Below are 22,915 nucleotides of genomic sequence, written 5' to 3' on the forward strand. Positions count from 1 at the left end.
CCTGTTGAAATGTGCCGCAAAATAGCATATAATGGAACTGAATTAATTTGCAGAGGAGAAAAACCACCATGGGAATGATACAGAATGACTGGCTTACAGAGATCGGCGGCGAATTCAGAAAACCATATTATGCACAGCTCTACAAGTTTATAAAGAACGAATACAGTACGCGGGTGATTTATCCCCCCGCAGAAGACATATTTAATGCGTTTCATTTTACCCCATTGAGCGAAGTTAAGGTTGTGATCCTGGGGCAGGATCCTTACCACAATGTGAATCAGGCCCATGGCCTCAGCTTTTCCGTTATGCCTGAACAGAAGGAGATTCCTCCGTCCCTGGTTAATATTTATCAGGAATTAAAAGACGATCTGGGCTGCTATATCCCCAATAACGGTTATTTGAAAAAATGGGCGGATCAGGGAGTGCTGATGCTGAACACGGTTTTGACCGTGCGGGCCCATCAGGCCAATTCCCACCAGGGAAGAGGATGGGAGCAGTTTACCGACGCAGTGATCCATGCTGTGAACGAACAGGACAGGCCCATCGTTTACATGCTGTGGGGAAGGCCGGCCCAATCCAAGATACCGATGCTGACGAATCCAAAACATTTGATTTTGAAAGCGCCGCATCCAAGCCCGCTATCCGCTTTCCGCGGATTCTTCGGATGTAAGCATTTCAGTCAGGCCAATGAATTTTTGAAGGCTAACGGAGCGGATCCGATTGACTGGCAGATTGAAAATATATGAGAAGAACAGGAGATAGCATATGTCAGTGATTGAGATACTAAAGGTGATCGTGCTCGGAATCGTGGAAGGGTTTACCGAATGGCTTCCCATAAGCAGCACCGGCCATATGATTCTTGTGGACGAGATCATACAGTTCAATATAACGGAAGAATTCCGGAATGTATTCATGGTGGTGATCCAGCTGGGTGCCATTCTGGCGGTAGTTGTTTTATATTTTAAAAAACTGAATCCGTTTTCTTCATCAAAAAAGCCCGCACAGAAGAGGGCGACCTTGATTTTGTGGCTGAAGATTGTGGTGGCCTGTATTCCCGCCGCCATATTCGGATTTTTAATCGATGATTGGATGGAAGCCCATCTGATGAACTCTTATGTGGTGGCTGCGATGCTGATTCTGTACGGAGCGCTTTTCATTGTGATAGAGATGAGAAACCAGTATAAGGAGCCGCTGATAACGAGAACCACCCATTTGACTTATCAGACCGCGTTGTACATCGGATTGTTTCAGGTGCTGGCTCTGGTGCCCGGAACCTCCAGGTCAGGGGCTACGATATTAGGCGCCATGCTGTTGGGATGCTCCCGCAGCGTTGCGGCAGAATTTTCATTTTTCCTTGGAATACCGGTTATGTTTGGGGCCAGCTTATTGAAACTTCTGAAACATGGGATACACTTTTCAGGGGCGGAACTGTTTTATCTGCTGCTGGGCATGGTGATCGCGTTTGTTGTCTCCATTTATTCCATCAAGTTTTTAATGGGGTATATCAGAAAGAATGATTTTAAGTTTTTTGGATATTACAGAATTGTATTGGGAGTGATTGTGCTGATCTATTTTGGCATCACATCAGTTGTCGCATAAAAATACAAATAAAAAAGAAGGAACCGGTTAACCGAATGTTTCCTTCTTTTTTACTTTCCCCCCGCCTGCTTACGGCAGGAACATCTGCTCAATCTTTTTTCCTGCGTCATCTTCGTCTACTCCATTGAAATAAAATAATAAATGTCCGTATTGAGTTACCAGGCTCCGTTTCATCTCATCATAACTTTTTGCATTGACTTTCTTGGTACCGCATTCAACAAATATGTCGCATACAAATGAATTGGCTGTATTGATCAGCATTGAAATCGGCACCGGATTGTATCTCTGCAACGTGTCTACCCGTCTTTTTACCATACCCCAACCTCCTTTTAACCGGGGATAGCAAACTATCCGTTAACAAGTAACAGCGCTTTAAAGTAGTAACGTAGTATTTATAACTACTTATATGTCAATTCTATCACTTTTGTGGAAAATGTACAAGTATTTAGGGGTAATATATTACAAAATTCATAAAAACTTAATAAAATTAGGCAAAAATACGAGAAATATTCGAAACTGTAAATGATAAACTAAAAATGTATTGGTAAATTCAGGCATAAGAAAAGAGAAAGTGAAATATATGCAAAATTCGCATAAAAAATCACTTTCCCCGCATAATTACAAATGTTATTATATCCGCCAAGTTCAAAAAATTTTTGTTACCTGAGCGGATACCTTACACAAGGCCTTCCGCAATCTCATAGATCAGCCGCTCGGAATCTTCCCAGCCAAGGCATGGATCGGTGATCGATTTTCCGTAGCAGTGCTCGCCTACCTTCTGGCAGCCTGATTCGATATAGCTTTCAATCATCACTCCCTTTACGAAGTTACAGAGTTCTGAGGAGTGGCGTCTGCTGTGAAGTACTTCTTTCACGATACGGATCTGTTCCTGATACTGCTTGTTGGAATTGGAGTGGTTGGCGTCCACGATGCAGGCCTGGTTTTTCAAATTCCGTTCACTGTAAAGGTGGTGAAGCAGAATCAGGTCTTCATAGTGATAGTTAGGCAGGCTCTGTCCGTGTTTGTTCACCGCGCCCCTTAAAATGGTGTGGGTCAGCGGATTGCCTTCCGTTTTCACTTCCCAGCCGCGGAAGATGAAGTCGTGGCCCTGCTGGGCTGCCACAACGGAGTTGAGCATGACGGAAAGATCCCCGCTGGTAGGGTTTTTCATGCCCACGGGAACCTCACAGCCGCTGGCGGTCAAGCGGTGCTGCTGGTTTTCAACGGAACGGGCGCCTACGGCTATGTATGACATTAAATCCGACAGATAATTTAAATTCTCCGGATAGAGCATCTCGTCCGCGGTGGTCAGGCCGGTTTCTTCGATCACGCGCATATGCATCCTTCGGATGGCTAAAATACCTTCATACATATCGGGCTTTTTCTCAGGATCGGGCTGGTGAACCATGCCCTTATAGCCTTCTCCGGTGGTTCTGGGTTTGTTGGTGTATACCCTTGGAATGATGATGACTTTGTCTTTCACCTTTTCCTGAACCGGCGCCAGACGGCTGGTATAGTCGCAGACGGAATCCTCATTGTCCGCGGAACAGGGGCCGATTACCACAATAAATTTATTGCTTTCCCCTGTGAATACTTTTTTTATCTCTTCATCCCTTATCTTTTTAGCGGCAGCCACTGCCGGCGGCACTGGAAACTGTTCCCGGATTTCGTCCGGGGTAGGTAATTTATTAACGAATTGGAATCCCATTTTTCCCTCTCATTCTTTCGCTGCGCTTCCGTAATTTGGTTAAAAGCCATACTCATATGGGCAAATCTTACGGTCAATGTAAGCGAATCGTAAATTGACTGGTGTCTAACAACCCATTATAATATAAAAGTGTTGATTCATCAATAATTTTTTCGTAACAGTTTAGACGGCGGGAAAGTTGGTTGAAAAAGCAGCGTCAAGCTTGCTTGTAAGCTGCTTTTTTAACCAATTTTCACATCGGATGAACATCCGGTGCTTCTTGACCGGCCTTTTCGGTCAGGAAGATGAGCCGTCTGAACTGCTGGAAACGAATGGAATGGAGAAAAGAATGAAAAAATCTTATTTAATTATTATGGCGGGTTTCATCGCGTTATCAGTTACCGCCTGTCAGCCAAAGAACAGTCAAAACCAGAATTCCAATACGCAGGAGACGACGGCTGAGGCCACAACAGAGGAAGCCGTGGTGGATGTGGATTTAAACGAGATACAGAAAAAGGTACAGGAAGCATACGGCGAAGGCTATATACCCAGCATGGATTATGACGCTCAGGCCATGGAAGACCTGTTCGGCATCAGTAAGGATATGTATGAGGAATTTATCGCCCAGGGGCCGATGATCAGCGTTCATGTGGATACATTTATTGCCGTAAAGGCGGCGGAAGGCAAGGCGGACGCAGTGGAAGAGGCGCTTAACGCATACCGTGACAAACAGGTCAATGATTCTGTTCAGTATCCGATGAATCTGCCGAAAGTTTCTTCCTCCCAGGTGGTGCGCCACGGTGATTATGTGTTTTTCGTCATGCTGGGAACACCGGATGAAGAAGCGGAATTAAAGGGTGAAGAAGAGGCTTTGGAATCAGCCAGGGAGAATAATCAGATTGCCATTGATATTATCGATGGATTCTTTCAATAATCAGGAGATCATATGGTATTCAGCAGCTTATTGTTTTTATTCCGGTTTCTGCCGGTAATGTTAATCATATATTTCGCTGCGCCAAGGAGGCTTCGCAATGGGATTTTATTCCTTGGAAGCCTCTTTTTTTATGGATGGGGCGAGCCGGTTTATATTGTGCTGCTGTTGTTTTCAACAGCAGTGGATTATACTCACGGAAAACTGATCGGCCGTTTTAGAGAAGAGGGAAAGGAAGCCGGGGCCAGGGCAGCGTTAATCTCCTCCATGGTCATTAATTTGGGGCTGTTAGGCTTTTTTAAGTATTTTTCCGGGCTGCCCCTGCCGGTGGGGATTTCATTTTACACCTTCCAGACCATGTCCTATACCATCGATGTATACCGTGGAAATGCCAGAGTGCAGAATAATATTGTGGCATTCGGCGCCTATGTGTCCATGTTTCCCCAGTTGATCGCCGGGCCCATCGTGCGTTACAGCACCATTGAAGAGGAGCTGACGGGCAGAAGGGAAAGTGAATCCCAATTCGCGCTGGGGGTCAGGTATTTTGTCATAGGTCTGGGGAAAAAGGTGCTGTTAGCCAACCAGATGGGAGCCTTATGGACGGAAATCCAGGGGATCATGCAGCCGGACCGGTCGGTTTTCATGGCCTGGATGGGGATTTTTGCCTTCGGAATGCAGATTTATTATGATTTTTCAGGATATTCGGATATGGCGGTGGGGCTGGGCCACATGTTCGGTTTTCATTTTCCTGAGAATTTCCATTATCCCTATATGGCGGAAAGCATCACGGATTTTTGGAGAAGATGGCATATCTCTCTCGGCACCTGGTTTAAGGAATATGTGTATATCCCCTTAGGGGGCAATAAAAAGGGGAAAATGAGACAGGTTTTCAATATCATGGTTGTCTGGACCCTGACGGGGATCTGGCATGGGGCAGGGCTCAACTATCTTCTCTGGGGCGTCTATTTCGGCGTGCTGCTTTTGATTGAAAAGCTGTATTTAGGCCGTTTTATTAAAAAATGGCCCTCTCTTCTGCGCCATGGGTATGCCATGGTTCTGGTATATCTGGGCTGGGTGCTGTTCGTGCATGAGGACATGGGGCAGGGAATCCGCTTCCTCGGGGAACTGTTCGGTTTCGGCGCTTCTATGGAAATGACGGGCCGCACCTGGTATCTCTTTGTGTACAACTTTCCGCTGATGATATGCTGCGCCGCCGGGGCTTCGGGATATGTGAGCGTGCTGGCCGGGAAGGTATTTGGAATCAAAGGGGAAGAAGAGATTGAAGAAGGGCTGACCCTGGGAAAAGGGGTGGCGGCCGCACTGTTTGCGGCGGCGGTCCTGGTGGTGACAACTGCTTATCTGGTGAATGCAGGGTACAATCCGTTCCTGTATTTCCGGTTTTAAGGGAGGTGGATCAGATGAGAAAGAGCGGCAGCAGAGTGGTGACAGGCGTCTTTTTGGCCTTTTTGTTCGGCGTATCGGCAGCGGGCGTCTTATGGCCTGAGAAGGGATTTTCTGAATCGGAAAACCGGTATTTGCAGACAAAACCGGAATTTGTAATGAAAGACCTGATAAATGGAAGCTATGGAACGGCTTATGAAGCCTTTCTGGGGGACCAGTTCCCTTTGAGGGACGGCTGGGTGGGGCTTAAAGTGAAAGCGGAACAGGCCCAGTTAAAAAAGGATGTGAACGGGGTCTATCTGGCAAAAGACGGATACCTGATCGAGAAGTTTGAGAGGGAGGATTTAGAAGGGCCCCAGCTTGACAAGAATATCGATGCGGCGGCTCAGTTTGCCGCACGTATGGGAAAAAAGCTGGGACAGGAACATGTGCGGGTGATGATGGTGCCGTCCGCCTCCCAGGTATTAACGGATAAACTGCCGGCTTTTGCAGCACCATATGACCAGGAACAGGTCACCCGCCGCATCCGGGAAAAACTGGCTGAAACCGGGGCGGGTACTGAAATGATGGTTCCGGTTCTGGAACAGATGAAGGAACACAGCCAGGAGGACATTTATTACAGGACGGATCATCACTGGACGGCGGCAGGCGCATATTATGGATATGAGATATGGGCAGAATCCATGGGCATTGAGCCGTGGAGCAGGGAGATGTTTACGGAGGAAATTGTTTCGGAAGACTTTCTTGGAACGGTGTATTCCAAAGTGAATGTTAAGGTCCGGCCGGACAGCATCCGGCTTTTTCTGCCGAAAAAGGAAGAGCGGTATCAGGTGGAGTACGACGGGCTTCCGAAGGTGTATGACAGCTTATATAACTTTAAGGCTCTTGAGGGAAAAGACAAGTATGGGGTCTATCTGGACGGGAACCATGGGCTGACGGTCATAAACAGGGAAGCTTCAGGAAGTGGGGAAACTTCAGGGAGCAGGGAAGATTCAGAAAACAGCAAATCTTCAGAAAACAGCGGCCGGAAGCTTCTGATCGTAAAGGATTCTTTCGCCCACAGTTTCGCTCCATTTGCGGCCAATCATTTTGATACGGTTTATATGGTGGATTTGAGATATTTTAATATGGGAATTGAGGAATTTATGGAAGAAAACGGGGTGACGGATTTGCTGGTCCTGTACCAGATTCCCGGATTTTCTACGGAAACCACAGTGAGCAAGCTGCTGTGGCAGGGTTAACATTTCAGGAAATCTATGGTAGAATGGACTGGATAGTGAGGAGGTAACACATGAAATCATTGGTTATTGCAGAAAAACCGTCCGTCGCCCGTGACATTGCCCGGGTGCTCAAATGCAGCCAGAAGGGAAACGGATATATAGAAGGAAACCAGTACATTGTGACCTGGGGACTGGGCCATCTGGTTACACTGGCCGATCCGGAGGATTACGATAAAAAATATAAAGAATGGAAGATGGAGCATCTTCCCATGATACCCGATGTATTTAAGCTGGAAGTGATCAAGCAGACCGGAAAGCAGTATCAGGCGGTGAAAACCCAGATACACAGAAAAGATGTGGGACAGATCATCATCGCTACGGATGCGGGGCGGGAAGGGGAACTGGTGGCCCGTTTGATCCTCAAAAAGGCGGGCAGCCAAAAGCCTTTAAAGCGGCTCTGGATTTCTTCGGTTACGGATAAGGCGATCCGGGAAGGCTTCGCCCATTTAAAGGACGGAAAGGAATATGAAAACCTGTATGACGCCGCCATGTGCAGGGCGGAGGCGGACTGGCTGGTGGGCATCAACGCTACCAGGGCTTTAACCTGTAAATACAACGCCCAGTTATCCTGCGGGCGCGTCCAGACGCCAACCCTGGCCATGATCGCCAAACGGGAAGCCCAGATCAGGGAATTCAAACCCCAGCCCTATTATGGAATCGCGGCGAAAAGCGTGAATCCCGCCATTTCTCTGACCTGGCAGGATAAGAAGACGAAAAGCAGCCGGTCTTTTGACAAGGAGAGGATGGAAACGCTATTCCGGTCCCTTCAGGGAGAGAGCGCGGTTGTGGCAGACATCAAAAAGGTGCCGAAAAAATCATTTGCGCCCTTGCTTTACGATCTGACCGAGCTTCAGAGGGACGCCAGCAAGCGGTTTAATTATTCGGCCAAAGAAACGCTTAACATCATGCAGCGTCTCTATGAAAACCATAAGGTGCTCACCTATCCGAGAACGGATTCCAGGTATCTGAGCAGCGATATTGTGCCCACTTTAAAGGAGAGGCTGGACGCCTGCGGCGTGGGGCCTTACAGGAAACTGGCCGGGAAACTGATGTCGGCTTCCTTTTCCACGAAAGCCTCTTTTGTCAATGACAGCAAAGTGACCGACCATCACGCCATTATCCCTACGGAGCAGTTTGTACAGCTTGATCATATGACCATCGACGAGCGGCGGATCTACGATCTGGTGGTGCGGCGTTTTCTGGCCGTTTTATATCCGGCTTATGAATATGAGCAGACGACTTTGACCTGCACAATCGGCGGGGAGGACTTTACGGCCCGGGGCGCGATTGTGAAGAGCATGGGCTGGAAGGCGGTCTATGAAGGGGAAGACGAGGACGATGAGGATGAGGAAGAAGAGGTGAAGAGCCAGACCCTTCCCGATTTGAAACAGGGGCAGAAGATATCCGGGCTCCAGCTCCGTCTGACGGAAGGGAAAACCAAGCCGCCGGCTCCATTTACGGAAGCGGCCCTTTTATCAGCTATGGAAAATCCCAGCGCCTATCTGGAAACCCAGGATAAGGCCATGGCAAGAACCTTGGGGGAAACCGGAGGGCTTGGGACGGTGGCTACCAGGGCGGATATTATAGAGAAGTTATTTTCCAGTTTCCTGCTGGAAAAGAGGGGAAAGGACATCTATCTGACAGGAAAGGCCAGGCAGCTTCTGGAACTGGTTCCCGAGGATTTAAAGAAGCCGGAAATGACTGCGGACTGGGAGATGCGTCTGTCCAAAATCGCCAAGGGAAGCCTGAGGCGGGATACCTTTATGAAGGATATCCGGGGCTATTCGGCGGAGCTGATCGGGCAGATAAAGACCGGGGACGGAACCTTCCGCCACGATAATCTCACCAACACAAAATGCCCCCAGTGCGGAAAACGGATGCTTTCCGTCAAGGGTAAAAACAGTGAAATGCTGGTCTGCCAGGACCGGGAATGCGGCTACCGGGAAACGGTTGCCCGGACCAGCAACGCCAGGTGTCCAAACTGCCATAAGAAGATGGAACTGCGGGGAAAAGGGGACAGCCAGATCTTTGTGTGTAAATGCGGCTATAAGGAGAAGCTGGCTTCTTTCCAGGAGCGGAGGAAAAAGGAAGGGGCAGGGGTTACAAAGCGGGATGTGGCCGCCTACCTGAACAAGCAGAAAAAAGAGGCCCAGGAACCGGTGAACAATGCATTTGCGGCGGCATTTGCCAAGATCAAACTGGATGAGAAATAGGACTGGAGCGAGGAGGATTTGTTATGAATTCGGATTACATTACATTTACTATTAAGGAAAAGAAAAATATCGCTCTCATTGCCCATGACAATGAGAAGCCAAAGCTGATCGAATGGTGTAAAGAACACAGCGAAATCCTGAAAAACCACAAGCTTTACGGCACGGGGACAACGGCCAGGCTGATCACGGAAAAGACGGGGCTGACCGTAAAGGGATACAACAGCGGCCCCCTGGGCGGCGACCAGCAGATCGGCGCAAAGATCGTAGAAGGTGTGATCGATTTTGTAATATTCTTTTCCGATCCCCTGACTGCCCAGCCTCATGACCCGGATGTAAAGGCGCTTATGAGAATCGCCCAGGTTTATGATATTCCCATGGCCATCAACAAGGCTACGGCGGATTTTATGATAAAGTCCCAGTATATGCAGACCACCTATGACCATGAGGTGATAAATTTTAAGAAGAATGTGAAAGACCGGGCGGAACAAATGTAAAGGTGTTATTTTGCAACAGTTCAGATAGGTTTGCGCATTTACTGCGCGGACCGTACGAAAACATAGCGGCTGCAGGCATCCAGCCCCTCGCCGCAGGCGACTTTAATGGGCTGGATGCGTAACAGTTCAGACCTGTCTGAACTGTTACGTTATTTTTAGGTTGCGTTTGGTCCGGAAAGCTGATATGCTGATGGTATAAAAGAGGAAAGGATGTGAAGCAGAGTGGAAGGTCGAAGTCACAGTAAGAAGGCAGACAGCAATTATCATGGGCGGATGGCAATGTGGACGCCGGAGCCGGAACCTGAACCAGACGGAACCGACTTCTGCTTTGCATTGCCGGAATTGTATTGCTTATGACAGCCATGGTCTGCTTTTCAGGAGTGTGTCTGAAAACTGCTTTCCGTCAGATGTGCGTACGCGCAGATGGCGGAAATGAATTTTCAGGTACACGTTGAGGGAAACGCGTCGCCGTGGCTGCTTTTTTGTCTTGCTTTCAACCGATATCGATGGAGGATCTACATAAAAAGATGGAGTTGAAAGGAGATCATGATGCAGGAAATTTTTGATATGGATGAGCTTTTGAATCTGGTGGAGGAGCGTCAGTTTCGGAGGCTGAAAGAGATTTTAAATGAGATGAACGAGGCGGATATCGCCGATTTTATCGAGGAACTGGATTCGGAGAAGAAGGTTGTGGTTTTCCGCATGCTCTCCAAGGAACTGAGCAGCGATGTATTTGCCTGCCTGGCGCCGGAGACGCAGCAGCATATTATCAACAGCATCGGGGATTATGAATTGGGAGCGATCATTGAAGATTTGTATGTGGACGATGCGGTGGATATGCTGGAGGAACTTCCGGCCAGCGTGGTGAAGCGCGTGCTGAAGATCGCGACCCCGGAGACCAGAAACCTGATCAACCAGTTTTTGAACTATCCGGAAAACAGCGCGGGCAGCATTATGACTGCCGAATATGTGGGGTTAAAGCAGACCATGACTGTGGAGGAGGCATTTGCCTATATCCGTAAGCATGGGGTGGATAAGGAAACCATTTATACCTGCTATGTCATGGACGCCAAACGGCTTCTGGAGGGCGTGGTGACGGTGAAGGATCTTCTGATGAATCCCTATGATACGGTGATCCGGGATATCATGGATACCCATGTGATAAAAGCGGTGACCACAGACGACCAGGAAGACGTGATGGACAGTTTCCAGAGATACGACCTTTTGAGTTTACCGGTTGTGGATCAGGAAAACCGTCTGGTGGGAATTATAACCGTTGACGATATTGTGGATGTTATGGAACAGGAGGCCACGGAAGACTTTGAGAAAATGGCCGCTATGGCGCCCAGTGAGAAGCCCTATCTGAAAACCGGGGTGTTCCAGCTGGCGAAAAACAGGATTATGTGGCTTTTAATCCTCATGGTCAGCAGCATGGTCACAGGCGGGATTTTGGCAAAGTATGAAAATGCGTTTACGGTCATCCCTCTGCTGGTTACATTTATCCCCATGCTCACGGATACGGGGGGCAATGCGGGAAGCCAGAGCAGCACTCTGATCATCCGCGGTATGGCAGTAGGGGAGATTGAGGTCACGGATATTCTGAAGGTGCTGTGGAAGGAACTGCGGGTCGGAGTGGTTGTGGGCGTGATTCTGGGTTTTGTTAACTATATCCGCCTTGTGATCATGTTTCCGGGCAATGAGATGCTCTGTCTTACGGTTGTCCTCAGCTTATTTGGTACGGTTGTGCTGGCAAAAACAATCGGGTGTATGCTGCCTATCGCGGCAAAAGTGGTAAAGATGGATCCGGCCATTATGGCGGCCCCCCTGATCACAACGATTGTGGACGCGTTCAGCCTGATCATATATTTTCAGCTGGCTTGTATGCTGCTCAATCTGGTATAAGAATGTTGCCGGTTTTACGGCAGATGCAAAAAAGGCTGCAAGAAAGGAGAAGTGTATATGGGTACTAGAATTATAACGATTGGCAGGCAATTTGGCAGCGGGGGACGGTGTATCGGGGAACGGGTTGCGAAAGAACTGGGAATCCCTTGCTATGACCGGGCATTGATCGAGATGGCATCCAAAGAGATGGGGGTGGATGAATACGATCTGGAACGGGTGGACGAAAGTGCGGTCAGCCGCTTCTTTTCCCTACACAAGTCCCCGAGCTACACGCAGTCGGCCATGGATTACGGCCTGCCGCTGAATGACAACATGTTTCTGATCCAGAGCCAGATCATCATGAAACTGGCGCTGAAGGAGGACTGTGTGATAATCGGCCGCTGTGCCGATTATGTGCTCCGCGATCATCCGGGCTGCATCAATGTATTTATCTGCGCATCCAGAGAGGACCGGAAAAAGCGGATTATGGAACGGTATGAACTGTCGGAACGGGATGCCGTGGACGCCATTAAAAAGGTGGACCGGAAGAGGAAATATTATTACGAAACTTATACGGACAACAACTGGGGCAGCATCGAATCCCATCAGGCCCTCTTCAATGTGAGCCTTCTGGGAGAGGATGAAGTGGTCCGGCTGATAAAGGATATGTATCTGGATAAATAGCAACCGTTTACACGGCCTGTCTTTTTGAATGAAAAAGCCGCTTATTATTTTTCTTGACAGGAATAGTGTCCGGTGCTAAACTTACTGACATAAACAGGGAGCTCGTGAGCGGGCTGAGAGGAAGTAATCGAACTTCGACCTATATAACCTGATTTGGGTAATGCCAACGTAGGGAAATAGTGATATATCTTAGATTCCGGATTTGGATGAGGATGGAGATAGAAGCCTGTGCCGTGCGTGGCACAGGCTTTTTTTCATTGGAAAGTGCGTCCTATGAAATAAAAAAGCCCTCCTATGCCAGCTTTGCTGGCTATGGGATCGCACTGCGTAACGCATATAATGCGGCGGTAGGGAATTATGCCGCTGAAGCGGCCCGCCGCAGGCGGAGAATCCCGCAAGCGGGATTCTTTATTGTGCTGCTGCGTAAAGAACAATTTGGGCCTATGGAACGAATCATGAGCAGATCCCAGACAGGTGCAGAGGAGGAAATGATATGAATTACTCAACGCAGATGGATGCGGCCAGAAAAGGCATTTTAACGAAGGAAATGAAGGCGGTGGCTGAGAAAGAGCAGTATGATCCCCGGGAACTGATGAAACTGGTGGGGGAGGGAAAGGTGGTGATCCCGGCCAACAGGCTGCACAGGTGTCTGGAGCCCAATGGAATCGGCTCCATGCTGAAAACCAAGATCAACGTGAACCTGGGAACCTCCAGGGACTGCCGTGATCTGGATATGGAGCTGAGAAAGGTCAATGACGCGGTTTTAATGGGAGCCGAGTCCATCATGGATCTCAGTTCTTTCGGGGATACTCAGGCGTTCAGACGGAAGCTGACAGCGGAATGCCCGGCGATGATCGGTACGGTGCCGATTTATGACGCAGTGGTATATTACCACAAACCTTTGAAGGAGATCACATCGGAAGAATGGATTAAGATCGTGGAAATGCATGCGGAGGACGGTGTGGATTTTCAGACCATTCATGTGGGCATTAACAGGAGCACTGCCCGGCGGTTTAAGGAGAACAGGAGGCTGACCAACATTGTTTCCCGTGGCGGCTCCATCATTTTCGCGTGGATGGAGATGACAGGGCAGGAAAATCCGTTTTATGAGCATTATGACAGGATTCTGGATATCTGCCGGGAGTACGATGTGACCCTGAGTCTGGGCGATGCATGCAGGCCGGGGTGCATTGAGGATGCCACGGACATTTCCCAGATTGAAGAACTGGTCACTTTGGGTGAGCTTACCAGGAGGGCTTGGGAGAAGGATGTGCAGGTGATTATCGAGGGGCCGGGGCATATGCCTCTCAGCCAGATTGAAGCCAATATGAAGATCCAGCAGACGGTCTGCAAGGGCGCGCCATTTTACGTGCTGGGGCCGCTTGTGACGGATATCGCGCCGGGATATGACCATATCACGGCGGCCATCGGCGGGGCGGTTGCTGCGTCGGCCGGGGCCTCGTTTCTCTGTTACGTCACTCCTGCCGAACATCTGCGTCTGCCGGATGAGCAGGATGTGAAAGAAGGGATTATAGCCTGTAAAATAGCGGCTCATGCGGCGGATATCGCAAAAGGGGTGAAAGGCGCCAGGGACTGGGATTACAGGATGAGCACTGCCAGGAAGAACCTGGACTGGGAAGGGATGTTTGAACTGGCTGTCGACCCTGATAAGGCCAGAAGCTACAGGGCGTCTGCGAAGCCTGAGAAGGAAGATACCTGCTCCATGTGCGGGAATTTCTGTGCGGTGAAGAATATGAACCGGATTCTGGAGGGGGAGATTGTGAGCATTTATGATGAGTGAGGCGGTGGGGTTAACACTACCATCCCCACACTAAAGCGTGCCAGACTAAAGCGTGCCAGACTAAAGCGTGCCACACTAAAGCGTGCCAGACTAAAGCGTGCCACACTAAAGCGTGCCAGACTAAAGCGTGCCACACTAAAGCGTGCCACACTAAAGCGTGCCACACTAAAGCGTGAAGGCATTTTCGAAAATGGCTTCACGCTTTACACTAAACCCCCAAGTCAGTCATGTAAAAAAGGAGAGAAAAAGACTATGAAAGTAAATGTAAAGAAAATTGTAGTGAGCGGTATGCTGATAGCGGTGGCAGTATCCTTATCCAGCTTCTCCATCCCCATCGGAGCATCCAAATGTTTCCCGATCCAGCATCTGGTGAACGTGGTTGCCGGAATATTTTTAGGCCCTGTATACGGCGTTTCCATGGCATTCTGTACCTCTTTGATCCGCAACCTCATGGGAACCGGAAGCCTTTTGGCATTCCCGGGAAGCATGGTGGGCGCATGGCTGGGGGCGGTGATGTTTAAATACAGCAATAAGCTGGCAATGGCGTATATCGGCGAAGTATTCGGCACCGGGATTTTGGGCGGAATGCTCTGTTATCCGGTGGCGACCATGATCATGGGAAAGGAAGCTGCTGTTTTTGCCTATGTGCTGCCATTTTTGATGAGCACCCTTTGCGGAACGGTGATTGCGGCAGTGCTGGTAGGGGCGCTTTATAAATCCGGGGCATTTGCTTATTTGAACCACATGCTGGCGGAGAATTAGAAGGGAAGAAAATACATATGAGCATACAATCCCATACACAAATAATATCAAATATCCGCAGGGAATCCCCCCTCATTCACTGCATCACCAATTATGTGACCGCAAATGACGTGGCAAACATGCTGCTGGCCGTCGGCGGCTCCCCCATTATGGCTGATGGAATGATGGAGGTTGAGGAGATCGTGGGCATCAGCCGGGGGCTGATGGTAAATATCGGAACCCTGAATGAAAATAAGCTGGAATCCATGGTGAAGGCTGGTAAAAAAGCCGGTGAACTGGGCCTTCCGGTGGTATTCGACCCGGTTGGGGCGGGAGCTGGAAAATTCCGGACGAAAGCCGCTTTAAGAATCCTGAATGAATTCCCCTGCCGCGTGATACGGGGAAATGCGTCGGAAATAAAGGCGCTGGTCTGCGGCACTGCCAGCACAGGCGGTGTGGACGCGGAGAAAAAGGACCGGCTGGAGGAAGAGAACCTGGACTATTTTCTGGAATTGGGAAAACAACTGAGCAGAAAAACAGGTGCGGTCACCGCTATAACAGGCGCGGCGGATCTTGTTACGGATGGAACACAATCGTTTATTATCAGAAATGGCGATCCCGCCATGGGCCGTATAACGGGCAGCGGGTGTATGCTGGACGGGATCATTGCCGCGTTCTGCGCCTGTGGGGAAGAGGGATGTTCCGCCACAGAGCTGACCGCGCTGGCTATAGCGGCGGAAGGGATATGCGGTGAAACAGCGGCGGAAAAAATGGCTGAAGCCGGAGCGGGCACAGGAAGTTTCCGGATGTATTTGATCGATGCCATGAGCCGTCTGACGGATGAAAGGCTGATGGGAGGTGCTGAAATTGAAATTCGATAGATCAATGCTTCTTTTATATGCGGTGACTGACCGGACATGGACGGGGAAAATGACATTGGAACAGCAGGTGGAAGCGGCCTTACAGGGGGGCGTCACCATGGTGCAGCTCCGGGAAAAGGAGCTGGGAGATGGGGATTTTTTGGAAGAAGCGGTGAAAATGAGATCGCTGACTAAGGCGTACCATGTGCCCCTCATCATCAATGACAGCATTAAAATCGCTTTGGCCTGTGACGCAGACGGCGTTCATGTAGGACAGGGGGATATGGAGGCGGGAAAGGCCCGCAGTCTGATCGGCCCGGATAAAATCCTGGGAGTTACGGCAAAAACCGTGGAACAGGCTGTCCTGGCAGAGAAAAATGGAGCCGATTATCTGGGAGTCGGCGCCGTTTTCGGGTCCAAGACGAAAAAAGATGCGGTGCCCATGACGGTTGAACGGCTGAAGGCGATTGCGGGAGCCGTTTCCATCCCCATTGTGGCCATCGGAGGCATTTCAGGGGAAAATGTATTGGAGCTCAAAGGCAGCGGGATTGCGGGGGCAGCGGTTGTTTCCGGGATTTTTGCGGCCGGAGACATCAGGGCGGCAGCCCTTAATTTGTTGGGAAAGATAAAAATAGTAACAGGACAAGGCGAAGGCTGATCCGGAGCAGCGCAGTATTTGCGGAATAACGCTCTGGTATGGAGGGATTTATTATGAAGACGGTTTTAACGATTGCCGGTTCCGACTGCAGCGGCGGGGCAGGGATACAGGCGGATTTGAAGACCATGACCTCTTTTGGGGTATATGGGATGAGCGCCATAACGGCTTTGACAGCCCAGAATACTACAGGCGTGTATGGGATTCTGGACAGCACGCCGGAATTTTTGGAAAACCAGCTGGACTGCATTTTTACGGATATACGGCCCGATGCGGTCAAGATTGGAATGGTATCGAAAAAAGAGCTGATCAGGGTGATTGGAAACAAACTTTCCCAGTATCAGGCGGAAAATATTGTCCTTGACCCGGTTATGGTTTCCACCAGCGGAAGCCGACTTTTGGAGGAAGATGCGTTGTGTGCCCTGAGAGAGGAACTGCTTCCTCTGGCAGACCTCATAACCCCCAATATTCCTGAGGCGGAACTGCTTTCCGGCGGTAAAATCCAGGAGGCCGGGGATATGGAAGAAACGGCCTGTCTGCTGGCGCAGAAATATCACACGGCCGTATTGATAAAGGGCGGCCATCAGCTGAATGATGCCAACGACGTTCTTTACAGGGATGGGCTTGCCACCTGGTTTTATGGCAAACGGATTGATAATTCCAACACCCACGGCACCGGGTGCACCCTGTCGTCAGCGATTGCCTGCGGGCTTGCCGAAGGTTTGTCCATGGAGGACAGCGTAAAACGGGCGAAACAGTATTTATCTGAGGCGTTGAGCACGGGTTTGAATCTGGGGAAAGGAAGCGGGCCATTGAATCATTGTTTTTCCATCAAATATCCTTTATAATAAAACTATGCAGAAAAAACAGCTCAGAAATGGAGGTTTGGTGTGAAAAATAATCCTGATGGTTTATGTTTCACACCCAAATTTGTGACGGAGCCACAAATTTGAATCGCAGCTGAGAATCTGAAATTCTCAGCGCGTGCCCACGCAGCGCAATATTTGCACAAAAAACGCTCCGGCATGGAGGGAATAGAATGGCAGATAAGATAACAGTTACCTGGTATGGACATTCGTGTTTTAAAGCAGAGGCAGAAGGATATTCCGTTGTGATGGATCCCTACGCAGACGACAATGTGCCCGGGCTTCCAAAACTTCGTGTAACGGCGAATCAGACGCTGTGCAGCCACGGCCATGGGGATCACAATTTTACCGCAGGTGTGGAAACCGCGCCCTGGACAGGTGAAAATCCCTGGGAGATTTCCTGGATCGATACCTATCATGACGACAAACAAGGGGAACTGCGGGGGAAAAACCGCATCCATATCCTGGATCACAATGGAATCCGGCTGGTGCATATGGGGGATCTAGGCTGTGACCTGACGGCGGAACAGATTGGGCAGATCGGAAAGCCGGATGTGCTTTTGATCCCGGTGGGCGGATTTTATACGATTGACGCGGCTAAGGCAAAGGAAATATCGGATTTGCTGGATGCGGCTGTTACTGTGCCCATGCATTACCGCAGCGAGACATTTGGCTATCCGGTGATCGGAACGCTGGAGGAGTATACCAAATTGTGCGGCAATGTTGTGAACTATGCGGGAAATTCGATTACGATAACAAAAGGTATGGAGAAGCAGACTGCTGTCTTGTCTCACGGATAATTTATATTTATTTGTAATTGTTCAGAACGGCTTATCTTCTTGAACGAAAAAGCCGGTCAGGAAGCATACAGAAAGGACATTATCTGATGGCAAAAATTATTGACGTAAATGCGATGGGCGACCAGTGCCCGATTCCTGTTGTCAAGGCGAAAAGGGCGTTGGACCAGGCCGGAGCAGGAGATGTGATCCAGGTTCAGGTGGACAATGAAATCGCTGTGCAGAACCTGACTAAGATGGCAAAAAACCAGGATTTTGGATGCACATCGGAAAAAGTAGGAGAGAAGCATTTTGTGGTGACAATTCAGGGAGGAAACGGAGCGGCTGTGCCCGGAAAAGGCGGCATATTGGAGCGTCCGGAGATGCCGGTCTGCTGTCCCGATTCCAGGAAGAATACGATCGTAGTCATCGATTCCGCCACAATGGGCACAGGAAATGAAGAACTGGGAAGAGTTTTGATGAAGGGATTTATCTATGCGGTCAGCCAGTTGGACCGTCTGCCGTCCAAAGTGATCTTCTACAACGGCGGGGTGACGCTGACCACGGAAGGTTCCGATTCCATAGAGGATTTAAAATCCATGGAAGCCCAGGGCGTTGAGATATTATCCTGCGGAACCTGTCTGAATTATTACGGTTTGTCGGAAAAGCTGCTGGTGGGCGAAGTGACCAATATGTACAATATTGCTGAAGCTATGGAAGCGTGCGATAAGATTATAAAACCTTAAAAAGGCAGGTTTTCACTGCCTTTATTCTGAAATAGAAGAAGGAAAGGCCGGGTTTATAAGTCTTTGCTCAAGTAGACCATGTCCGCCAACTGAACGTCCCCATCATACATGGGATGATCGTAGTTGTCTGTGAAAAAGTTTTTAATCCTGTGGGAAATCCGGAAACCGTTATTCTGGTAAAAGTTCATGATCCATGGAACGTCTCCGGTTCCCACAAGCATTGTTTGATATTTGCCCTTATAATATGAAAACACATGGTTTAAAAGAAGGCTTCCATAGCCTTTTTTATGCCATTTTTCATAGGTGGCTATATTTTTCAGTTCACAGACGCCGGCGCTTTCCCGGGTGACTACACAAACACTTTTTAAATCATCATCATACAATGCGAACAGTTCCCCTCGGTACAGGTATTTTTCTATCATGTTCACATCTTCATCTGCGAGCAGAAGAAGGTCCATAAAATTCTGTTTGCTGTTGTCTTCAATTTTATCTATCCTCATCATAATCCTCCATGACAATGCGGTTTTGGCATAAATACTGAGTTATACTCTGCTTAAAATTATATCGGTTTTATCCGGTTTCAACAATGGATAAAATCATAATCCGGGCATTATTTTCTGAGTTTTTAATATAGTCTCAGCAATAAGCCTAAAAAAGCAGAAAGATTGACAAATTTTGCGGCAAATAATATACTGTATTATAGTATCAGGGCAAAATAGCCGAAAGGTTATGACGCAAAACTATAGGGCCTTTAACATGGCAGCCAGTTGCAACTTTATAGAAGCATTGCCGCAAGTGGTGATGTTTTTTTCGTTTTATAGGCAAATGGGCTCCAAAATAGGGGATAGGGGGTAAATAATGTCCGAATTAAGCATTTTAACATCACAGCGTGATGAACTGCTTCGAAAAATCCGTGGTATTGAAGAAAATTGTGAAGGGATTGAAAACGAACATAACGCTTCTAGGGTGCAGGCGCTGAACTTAGAGCAGGTTAAACTAGCGGCGCAGCGCTCAGAACTGGTCAGGAAACTGACGGAATTGGATCATCGGTTATCCGTGATAAATTCCGAGATCAGCAAATTGTCCGGGACGGGAATTGACCGGATTCTGGATGCCATAAAAAATCAGAAGTGGTTTTATTTTAAGAACAAGCCAAAAGTACTGATGGATAAGAGTACGGGTCTGTTATGGGCAAATTTAGATTACTTTCCTTATAGAGAGAATAATCTAATAACTCCATACTCACTTTCTGATGCCACCAAGGTGATTTCGGGCTTTGATTTTGACGGAATAGCTGGATTTGGGGTTCCAGATTGTTATGAATTATGGAATATGGCTTTCGCTAAAGATTTTCCATTTTCAAATAAAAATTGTGAGAGAATCAAAGACATTGATTACTGGGCAGTAAATCATAACGGATTGAATTATTCAAAAGATCTGGATGACGCCGGGGCTTTGAGCGACATATCTTCATCAAGAGATGTTTCCATCCTGCCCTGTTCCGGAGTACTGGTTAAAGGTTCTGATTATGAAAAAAATGTATCGGCCAATAATTCCGTCTATTCTGAAAAAGAACGCCTTCAGTTCACCCTGGATCTCTTTGTTCAAAATAAATTATGGCCTGTTTTCAATGATGATGAGATTACACAGTTATACCATAAAATTTATTTTGAAAAACCGATGCTTTTAAGACAACTGGAGGAAGTGCAGGCCCAGATCGAAAGCCTTCAGACGGTCAGCCTGCTTTCCTCTGAGTTCGATTACACTCTGCTTTTGGAGAAATACGATTTAAAGGCCATTGATCATTCTGTCATTCAATATTATCAGGCAGTTCAGAAGTGGACGGATGAGCTGATGGAAAAGCTGGATACATATGAACATGAAAAAGAGGCTGTCATCAACGACTTCAATATGATAGGCTTAAAACTGGCCAAAAAATACGAACCTGATGCAAACCTGACAGACAGAGAAAATTCTTTGCTGGAAGAGCGCCAGGCATTTTTCAGGAAGAAGCTTTCCCTGGGTATGAACCGTGTGAAATCCAAGATACTGGCCGTAAAAAAACAGGCCGATGAACTGGAAAACCGCATCGATGAAATCGATAATGGGAGCGATGCGATTCATGAACTGGCAGTTTTGGAGCGGGAAGAGAGGGCGGGATTTTCTTTTATTGCTGAAAATACGGCTAAGATGATCCGCAATGCCCTGCAAAAGATTGAATATTTTGAATCCCATCACCAGTTTGTGATGAGCGCGGTTGATATATGGGAAAAATGGTCTGAGGATTACAGGATTTTCAAAACCGTTTACAGGGAAGATTTTAAGAAGGTTTGTGAGGAAGACGGAATTGAAGAGGAATTGTGGCTTCAGTGGTACCTTGACTGGCAGCAGCTCAGGTTTGCGGTGGAACAGAAGGTCCAGCCCATGATTGAGCGTGGATTAAAGGGTGACATCGACTGTGCCGGAGACGCCGGTGAACAGGGCGGATGCGGAATTGTTGGAAACATCATTCAGGTGTTAAAAAGCTACAGGGATTCGGTGGACAAATTCTATTTAGAAGAGCGCAAAGGCATTTACCAGAAATATGCGTTTCAGAGCGGAGGGGAGCTGCAGGATAAATTCGAAACAGAAGCCAGCCTGTACCGTTATGCGGCGGAATTTCAATCGAATCTCCAGGAGATCATTTTCAACTGTAAAAATGCTGAGGACAGGATCTTTATTTTGAACTGGAGCAGCAGCCTTTTGGATATCCAGATCGATGAAATCCTCGGATTTGTGGCTGATCATGACTTACAGAAGATATCTAAAAGCATTTTGCAGGAGTTTGCCGCTTTGAAACTGAAGAATTACGATGTCTATCTGGCGGATGCAAAGGCATACGGGATGGAAAAGGCTGCCAGGGAAAAACAGTATAATTCTTTGATTTACAAGATGCGCAAGGATCTGATGAAGTAATGGAGGGAATTTATGGACAGCATTATAGCCAGACCGCCTGTAATCAATGTTGATTTTTCAGAACCGGAGATATGGGTGCGGCGCAGACCTGAAATGGGCGACCATATCCGCGTTATGCGCGCCGGGGGCCTGTATGCCCATCATGGAGTTTATGTGTCGGATGATGAGATCATCCATTTTACCGGGGCGGAAGACGACAGCATTCTGGACTGGTCAAAACCGGAAGTGATAAGGTCGGACCTGGATTATTTTTTAAAGGGAGGCACGCTTGAGGTTAAGGAGTATACAGAGGATGAATTTAATGATTTATACTCCCCGGAACAGATTGTCTTATATGCCAGAGCGTGTCTTGGGGACAAAGGGTATCACTTAGCATTTAATAACTGTGAACATTTTGCAAATGTATGTACATTAGGCCGTTTCCGGAGCAACCAGGTGGAACGGGTGCTGTCTGGTAAACTGCCAAATGAGGAGGGGAAAGAATTGGGATTTTTAGAGAAAATCGGTAATGCAATTAAGAATTTTTTTGGGGGCGGAAGTTCAGGTGGAAGCCGTTCTGTATCCACATATGAGCCGGACAAGGTAAAGATAGCGGAGATTGAAAGCGATACCAAGATCCGGCTGGCGCATATGGAAAATGACCGCATTGAACTGATGAAGCAGGCCAGAATGGATATGCTCCAATTTGAGACGGAAAGCCGGATCGCGTTGGAGCAGGCTAAGGCCCAGGGGCTGACGGTGATGGCCCAGACCATCCTTACATTACAGGAAAAGCTGAACGAAGTGGCGGAGAAACGGCTTCTGATCATAGAAAAGGGATCGCTGCAGATCATCAAGGATATTGAAACTTTTTATGATGAACTGGGGACGAAAATACAGGAAGACGACGACCGGTATAATACGGAGAAACTGCCGGAACTGCTTTCGATCTTGGAAAAGTATGAGGAAGGTTCGCCGTCCCATAAAATCTATATGAAAAGGATTGAAGAGGATATGGCGCTCCAGGCGAAACATTATGCCATGCAGATTGAGGCTGTTTCCAGGAGACAGTCACAGATCATCGACGGATTCTTACAGAGCAAGGAGCACATTATTGAACAGACCGGGCAGATCACCGCAGGAATGCTGGAAGCTGTTCAGAACCAGGTATTGGAATTAAACAATTCTGCCCAAAAGGCATTAGATGTGGAGAAGGCGGCACTGCCGGGAGGGGAGAAACCGGCGCTTGCGGACGGCATCAAGTGTTTTTCATAGAAACGGAGATAGAAACAGAGATAGAAGAGGAGTTTGTGTTGATCAGGCGTGAGAGCGGAGAGGCTTTTGCGCCTTTTCTTTTTGTAAATAA

The 22,915-nt window shown here is 48.2% G+C and carries 22 protein-coding genes and 2 riboswitches; of the genes, 19 read left to right on the top strand and 3 right to left on the bottom strand.

Annotated elements, in window-relative coordinates:
- Positions 1 to 68: 68 nt before the first annotated feature.
- Positions 69 to 746, top strand: coding sequence for a uracil-DNA glycosylase (locus tag GPL15_RS15135; protein WP_215699521.1), 678 nt, complete (start codon positions 69 to 71; stop codon positions 744 to 746).
- Between the two features lie 19 nt (positions 747 to 765).
- Complete coding sequence (locus GPL15_RS15140) at positions 766 to 1,599, top strand: undecaprenyl-diphosphate phosphatase (RefSeq protein WP_215699522.1); 834 nt, start codon at positions 766 to 768, stop codon at positions 1,597 to 1,599.
- A 69-nt stretch (positions 1,600 to 1,668) separates the two neighbouring features.
- Here GPL15_RS15140 and GPL15_RS15145 read toward each other — a convergent pair whose 3' ends face one another.
- Positions 1,669 to 1,914: an HPr family phosphocarrier protein gene (locus tag GPL15_RS15145; RefSeq protein WP_215699523.1), complete on the bottom strand. Its 246-nt coding sequence runs from the start codon at positions 1,912 to 1,914 to the stop codon at positions 1,669 to 1,671.
- Positions 1,915 to 2,275: 361 nt separating this feature from the next.
- Entirely contained in the window at positions 2,276 to 3,307 is a 1,032-nt protein-coding gene (locus GPL15_RS15150; RefSeq protein WP_215699524.1) for a 3-deoxy-7-phosphoheptulonate synthase, read from the bottom strand.
- 328 nt (positions 3,308 to 3,635) lie between these two features.
- Here GPL15_RS15150 and GPL15_RS15155 point away from each other — a divergent pair, with 328 nt between their 5' ends.
- From GPL15_RS15155 to yedF, 15 genes are all read left to right on the top strand, one after another.
- Positions 3,636 to 4,220, top strand: a complete 585-nt coding sequence (locus GPL15_RS15155; RefSeq protein ID WP_215699525.1) for a DUF4358 domain-containing protein — start codon at positions 3,636 to 3,638, stop codon at positions 4,218 to 4,220.
- Positions 4,221 to 4,232: 12 nt separating this feature from the next.
- Positions 4,233 to 5,621, top strand: coding sequence for an MBOAT family O-acyltransferase (locus GPL15_RS15160; protein WP_215699526.1), 1,389 nt, complete (start codon positions 4,233 to 4,235; stop codon positions 5,619 to 5,621).
- A gap of 14 nt (positions 5,622 to 5,635) precedes the next feature.
- Complete coding sequence (locus GPL15_RS15165) at positions 5,636 to 6,859, top strand: DHHW family protein (RefSeq protein WP_215699527.1); 1,224 nt, start codon at positions 5,636 to 5,638, stop codon at positions 6,857 to 6,859.
- Between the two features lie 50 nt (positions 6,860 to 6,909).
- Entirely contained in the window at positions 6,910 to 9,111 is a 2,202-nt protein-coding gene (locus GPL15_RS15170) for a DNA topoisomerase III (RefSeq protein WP_215699528.1), read from the top strand.
- Between the two features lie 23 nt (positions 9,112 to 9,134).
- Entirely contained in the window at positions 9,135 to 9,605 is a 471-nt protein-coding gene (locus GPL15_RS15175) for a methylglyoxal synthase (protein ID WP_215699529.1), read from the top strand.
- Between the two features lie 549 nt (positions 9,606 to 10,154).
- Positions 10,155 to 11,507 carry a magnesium transporter gene (gene mgtE / locus GPL15_RS15180; RefSeq protein WP_215699561.1) on the top strand — a complete coding sequence of 451 codons (1,353 nt, stop codon included), beginning with the start codon at positions 10,155 to 10,157 and terminating at the stop codon, positions 11,505 to 11,507.
- Positions 11,508 to 11,564: 57 nt separating this feature from the next.
- Positions 11,565 to 12,170, top strand: a complete 606-nt coding sequence (locus tag GPL15_RS15185; protein ID WP_215699530.1) for a cytidylate kinase-like family protein — start codon at positions 11,565 to 11,567, stop codon at positions 12,168 to 12,170.
- A gap of 84 nt (positions 12,171 to 12,254) precedes the next feature.
- A riboswitch (TPP riboswitch) is annotated at positions 12,255 to 12,362 on the top strand.
- A 20-nt stretch (positions 12,363 to 12,382) separates the two neighbouring features.
- The gene (locus GPL15_RS15190) at positions 12,383 to 12,667 is read left to right on the top strand and encodes a hypothetical protein (RefSeq protein ID WP_215699531.1); all 285 of its coding nucleotides are present in this window, start codon (positions 12,383 to 12,385) and stop codon (positions 12,665 to 12,667) included.
- Positions 12,664 to 13,971, top strand: coding sequence for a phosphomethylpyrimidine synthase ThiC (thiC, locus tag GPL15_RS15195; protein ID WP_215699532.1), 1,308 nt, complete (start codon positions 12,664 to 12,666; stop codon positions 13,969 to 13,971). Before GPL15_RS15190 ends, thiC begins: the two co-directional genes overlap by 4 nt.
- Positions 13,972 to 14,223: 252 nt before the next feature.
- Positions 14,224 to 14,733, top strand: a complete 510-nt coding sequence (gene thiW, locus GPL15_RS15205; RefSeq protein WP_215699533.1) for an energy coupling factor transporter S component ThiW — start codon at positions 14,224 to 14,226, stop codon at positions 14,731 to 14,733.
- Between the two features lie 17 nt (positions 14,734 to 14,750).
- Complete coding sequence (thiM, locus tag GPL15_RS15210; protein WP_215699534.1) at positions 14,751 to 15,593, top strand: hydroxyethylthiazole kinase; 843 nt, start codon at positions 14,751 to 14,753, stop codon at positions 15,591 to 15,593.
- Complete coding sequence (thiE, locus tag GPL15_RS15215) at positions 15,580 to 16,230, top strand: thiamine phosphate synthase (protein WP_215699535.1); 651 nt, start codon at positions 15,580 to 15,582, stop codon at positions 16,228 to 16,230. Before thiM ends, thiE begins: the two co-directional genes overlap by 14 nt.
- A gap of 53 nt (positions 16,231 to 16,283) precedes the next feature.
- On the top strand, positions 16,284 to 17,075 hold the full coding sequence (gene thiD, locus GPL15_RS15220) for a bifunctional hydroxymethylpyrimidine kinase/phosphomethylpyrimidine kinase (RefSeq protein WP_215699536.1): 792 nt from the start codon (positions 16,284 to 16,286) through the stop codon (positions 17,073 to 17,075).
- A gap of 191 nt (positions 17,076 to 17,266) precedes the next feature.
- Positions 17,267 to 17,893: an MBL fold metallo-hydrolase gene (locus tag GPL15_RS15225; protein WP_215699537.1), complete on the top strand. Its 627-nt coding sequence runs from the start codon at positions 17,267 to 17,269 to the stop codon at positions 17,891 to 17,893.
- A gap of 86 nt (positions 17,894 to 17,979) precedes the next feature.
- On the top strand, positions 17,980 to 18,615 hold the full coding sequence (yedF, locus tag GPL15_RS15230) for a sulfurtransferase-like selenium metabolism protein YedF (protein WP_252198447.1): 636 nt from the start codon (positions 17,980 to 17,982) through the stop codon (positions 18,613 to 18,615).
- 53 nt (positions 18,616 to 18,668) lie between these two features.
- Here yedF and GPL15_RS15235 read toward each other — a convergent pair whose 3' ends face one another.
- Positions 18,669 to 19,115 carry a GNAT family N-acetyltransferase gene (locus GPL15_RS15235; protein WP_215699538.1) on the bottom strand — a complete coding sequence of 149 codons (447 nt, stop codon included), beginning with the start codon at positions 19,113 to 19,115 and terminating at the stop codon, positions 18,669 to 18,671.
- 199 nt (positions 19,116 to 19,314) lie between these two features.
- A riboswitch (cyclic di-GMP riboswitch) is annotated at positions 19,315 to 19,390 on the top strand.
- Between the two features lie 83 nt (positions 19,391 to 19,473).
- On the opposite strand from GPL15_RS15235, the gene GPL15_RS15240 reads away from it, so the two are divergent.
- Positions 19,474 to 21,570: a hypothetical protein gene (locus tag GPL15_RS15240; protein ID WP_215699539.1), complete on the top strand. Its 2,097-nt coding sequence runs from the start codon at positions 19,474 to 19,476 to the stop codon at positions 21,568 to 21,570.
- Between the two features lie 12 nt (positions 21,571 to 21,582).
- Positions 21,583 to 22,824 carry a lecithin retinol acyltransferase family protein gene (locus tag GPL15_RS15245; RefSeq protein WP_215699540.1) on the top strand — a complete coding sequence of 414 codons (1,242 nt, stop codon included), beginning with the start codon at positions 21,583 to 21,585 and terminating at the stop codon, positions 22,822 to 22,824.
- Positions 22,825 to 22,915: the final 91 nt, after the last annotated feature.

The organism is Clostridium sp. MCC353 (assembly GCF_018785315.1).
Lineage (GTDB): Bacteria > Bacillota > Clostridia > Lachnospirales > Lachnospiraceae > CHH4-2.

Coding starts and splice junctions, on each gene's coding strand:
- GPL15_RS15245 (WP_215699540.1), top strand. CDS start 21,583: ATGGACAGCATTATAGCCAGACCGCCTGTAATCAATGTTGATTTTTCA.
- GPL15_RS15175 (WP_215699529.1), top strand. CDS start 9,135: ATGAATTCGGATTACATTACATTTACTATTAAGGAAAAGAAAAATATC.
- GPL15_RS15185 (WP_215699530.1), top strand. CDS start 11,565: ATGGGTACTAGAATTATAACGATTGGCAGGCAATTTGGCAGCGGGGGA.
- GPL15_RS15170 (WP_215699528.1), top strand. CDS start 6,910: ATGAAATCATTGGTTATTGCAGAAAAACCGTCCGTCGCCCGTGACATT.
- GPL15_RS15160 (WP_215699526.1), top strand. CDS start 4,233: ATGGTATTCAGCAGCTTATTGTTTTTATTCCGGTTTCTGCCGGTAATG.
- GPL15_RS15155 (WP_215699525.1), top strand. CDS start 3,636: ATGAAAAAATCTTATTTAATTATTATGGCGGGTTTCATCGCGTTATCA.
- mgtE (WP_215699561.1), top strand. CDS start 10,155: ATGCAGGAAATTTTTGATATGGATGAGCTTTTGAATCTGGTGGAGGAG.
- GPL15_RS15235 (WP_215699538.1), bottom strand. CDS start 19,115: ATGAGGATAGATAAAATTGAAGACAACAGCAAACAGAATTTTATGGAC.
- yedF (WP_252198447.1), top strand. CDS start 17,980: ATGGCAAAAATTATTGACGTAAATGCGATGGGCGACCAGTGCCCGATT.
- GPL15_RS15225 (WP_215699537.1), top strand. CDS start 17,267: ATGGCAGATAAGATAACAGTTACCTGGTATGGACATTCGTGTTTTAAA.
- thiC (WP_215699532.1), top strand. CDS start 12,664: ATGAATTACTCAACGCAGATGGATGCGGCCAGAAAAGGCATTTTAACG.
- thiW (WP_215699533.1), top strand. CDS start 14,224: ATGAAAGTAAATGTAAAGAAAATTGTAGTGAGCGGTATGCTGATAGCG.
- GPL15_RS15240 (WP_215699539.1), top strand. CDS start 19,474: ATGTCCGAATTAAGCATTTTAACATCACAGCGTGATGAACTGCTTCGA.
- thiD (WP_215699536.1), top strand. CDS start 16,284: ATGAAGACGGTTTTAACGATTGCCGGTTCCGACTGCAGCGGCGGGGCA.
- GPL15_RS15145 (WP_215699523.1), bottom strand. CDS start 1,914: ATGGTAAAAAGACGGGTAGACACGTTGCAGAGATACAATCCGGTGCCG.
- GPL15_RS15150 (WP_215699524.1), bottom strand. CDS start 3,307: ATGGGATTCCAATTCGTTAATAAATTACCTACCCCGGACGAAATCCGG.
- GPL15_RS15135 (WP_215699521.1), top strand. CDS start 69: ATGGGAATGATACAGAATGACTGGCTTACAGAGATCGGCGGCGAATTC.
- GPL15_RS15190 (WP_215699531.1), top strand. CDS start 12,383: ATGGAGATAGAAGCCTGTGCCGTGCGTGGCACAGGCTTTTTTTCATTG.
- GPL15_RS15165 (WP_215699527.1), top strand. CDS start 5,636: ATGAGAAAGAGCGGCAGCAGAGTGGTGACAGGCGTCTTTTTGGCCTTT.
- thiM (WP_215699534.1), top strand. CDS start 14,751: ATGAGCATACAATCCCATACACAAATAATATCAAATATCCGCAGGGAA.
- GPL15_RS15140 (WP_215699522.1), top strand. CDS start 766: ATGTCAGTGATTGAGATACTAAAGGTGATCGTGCTCGGAATCGTGGAA.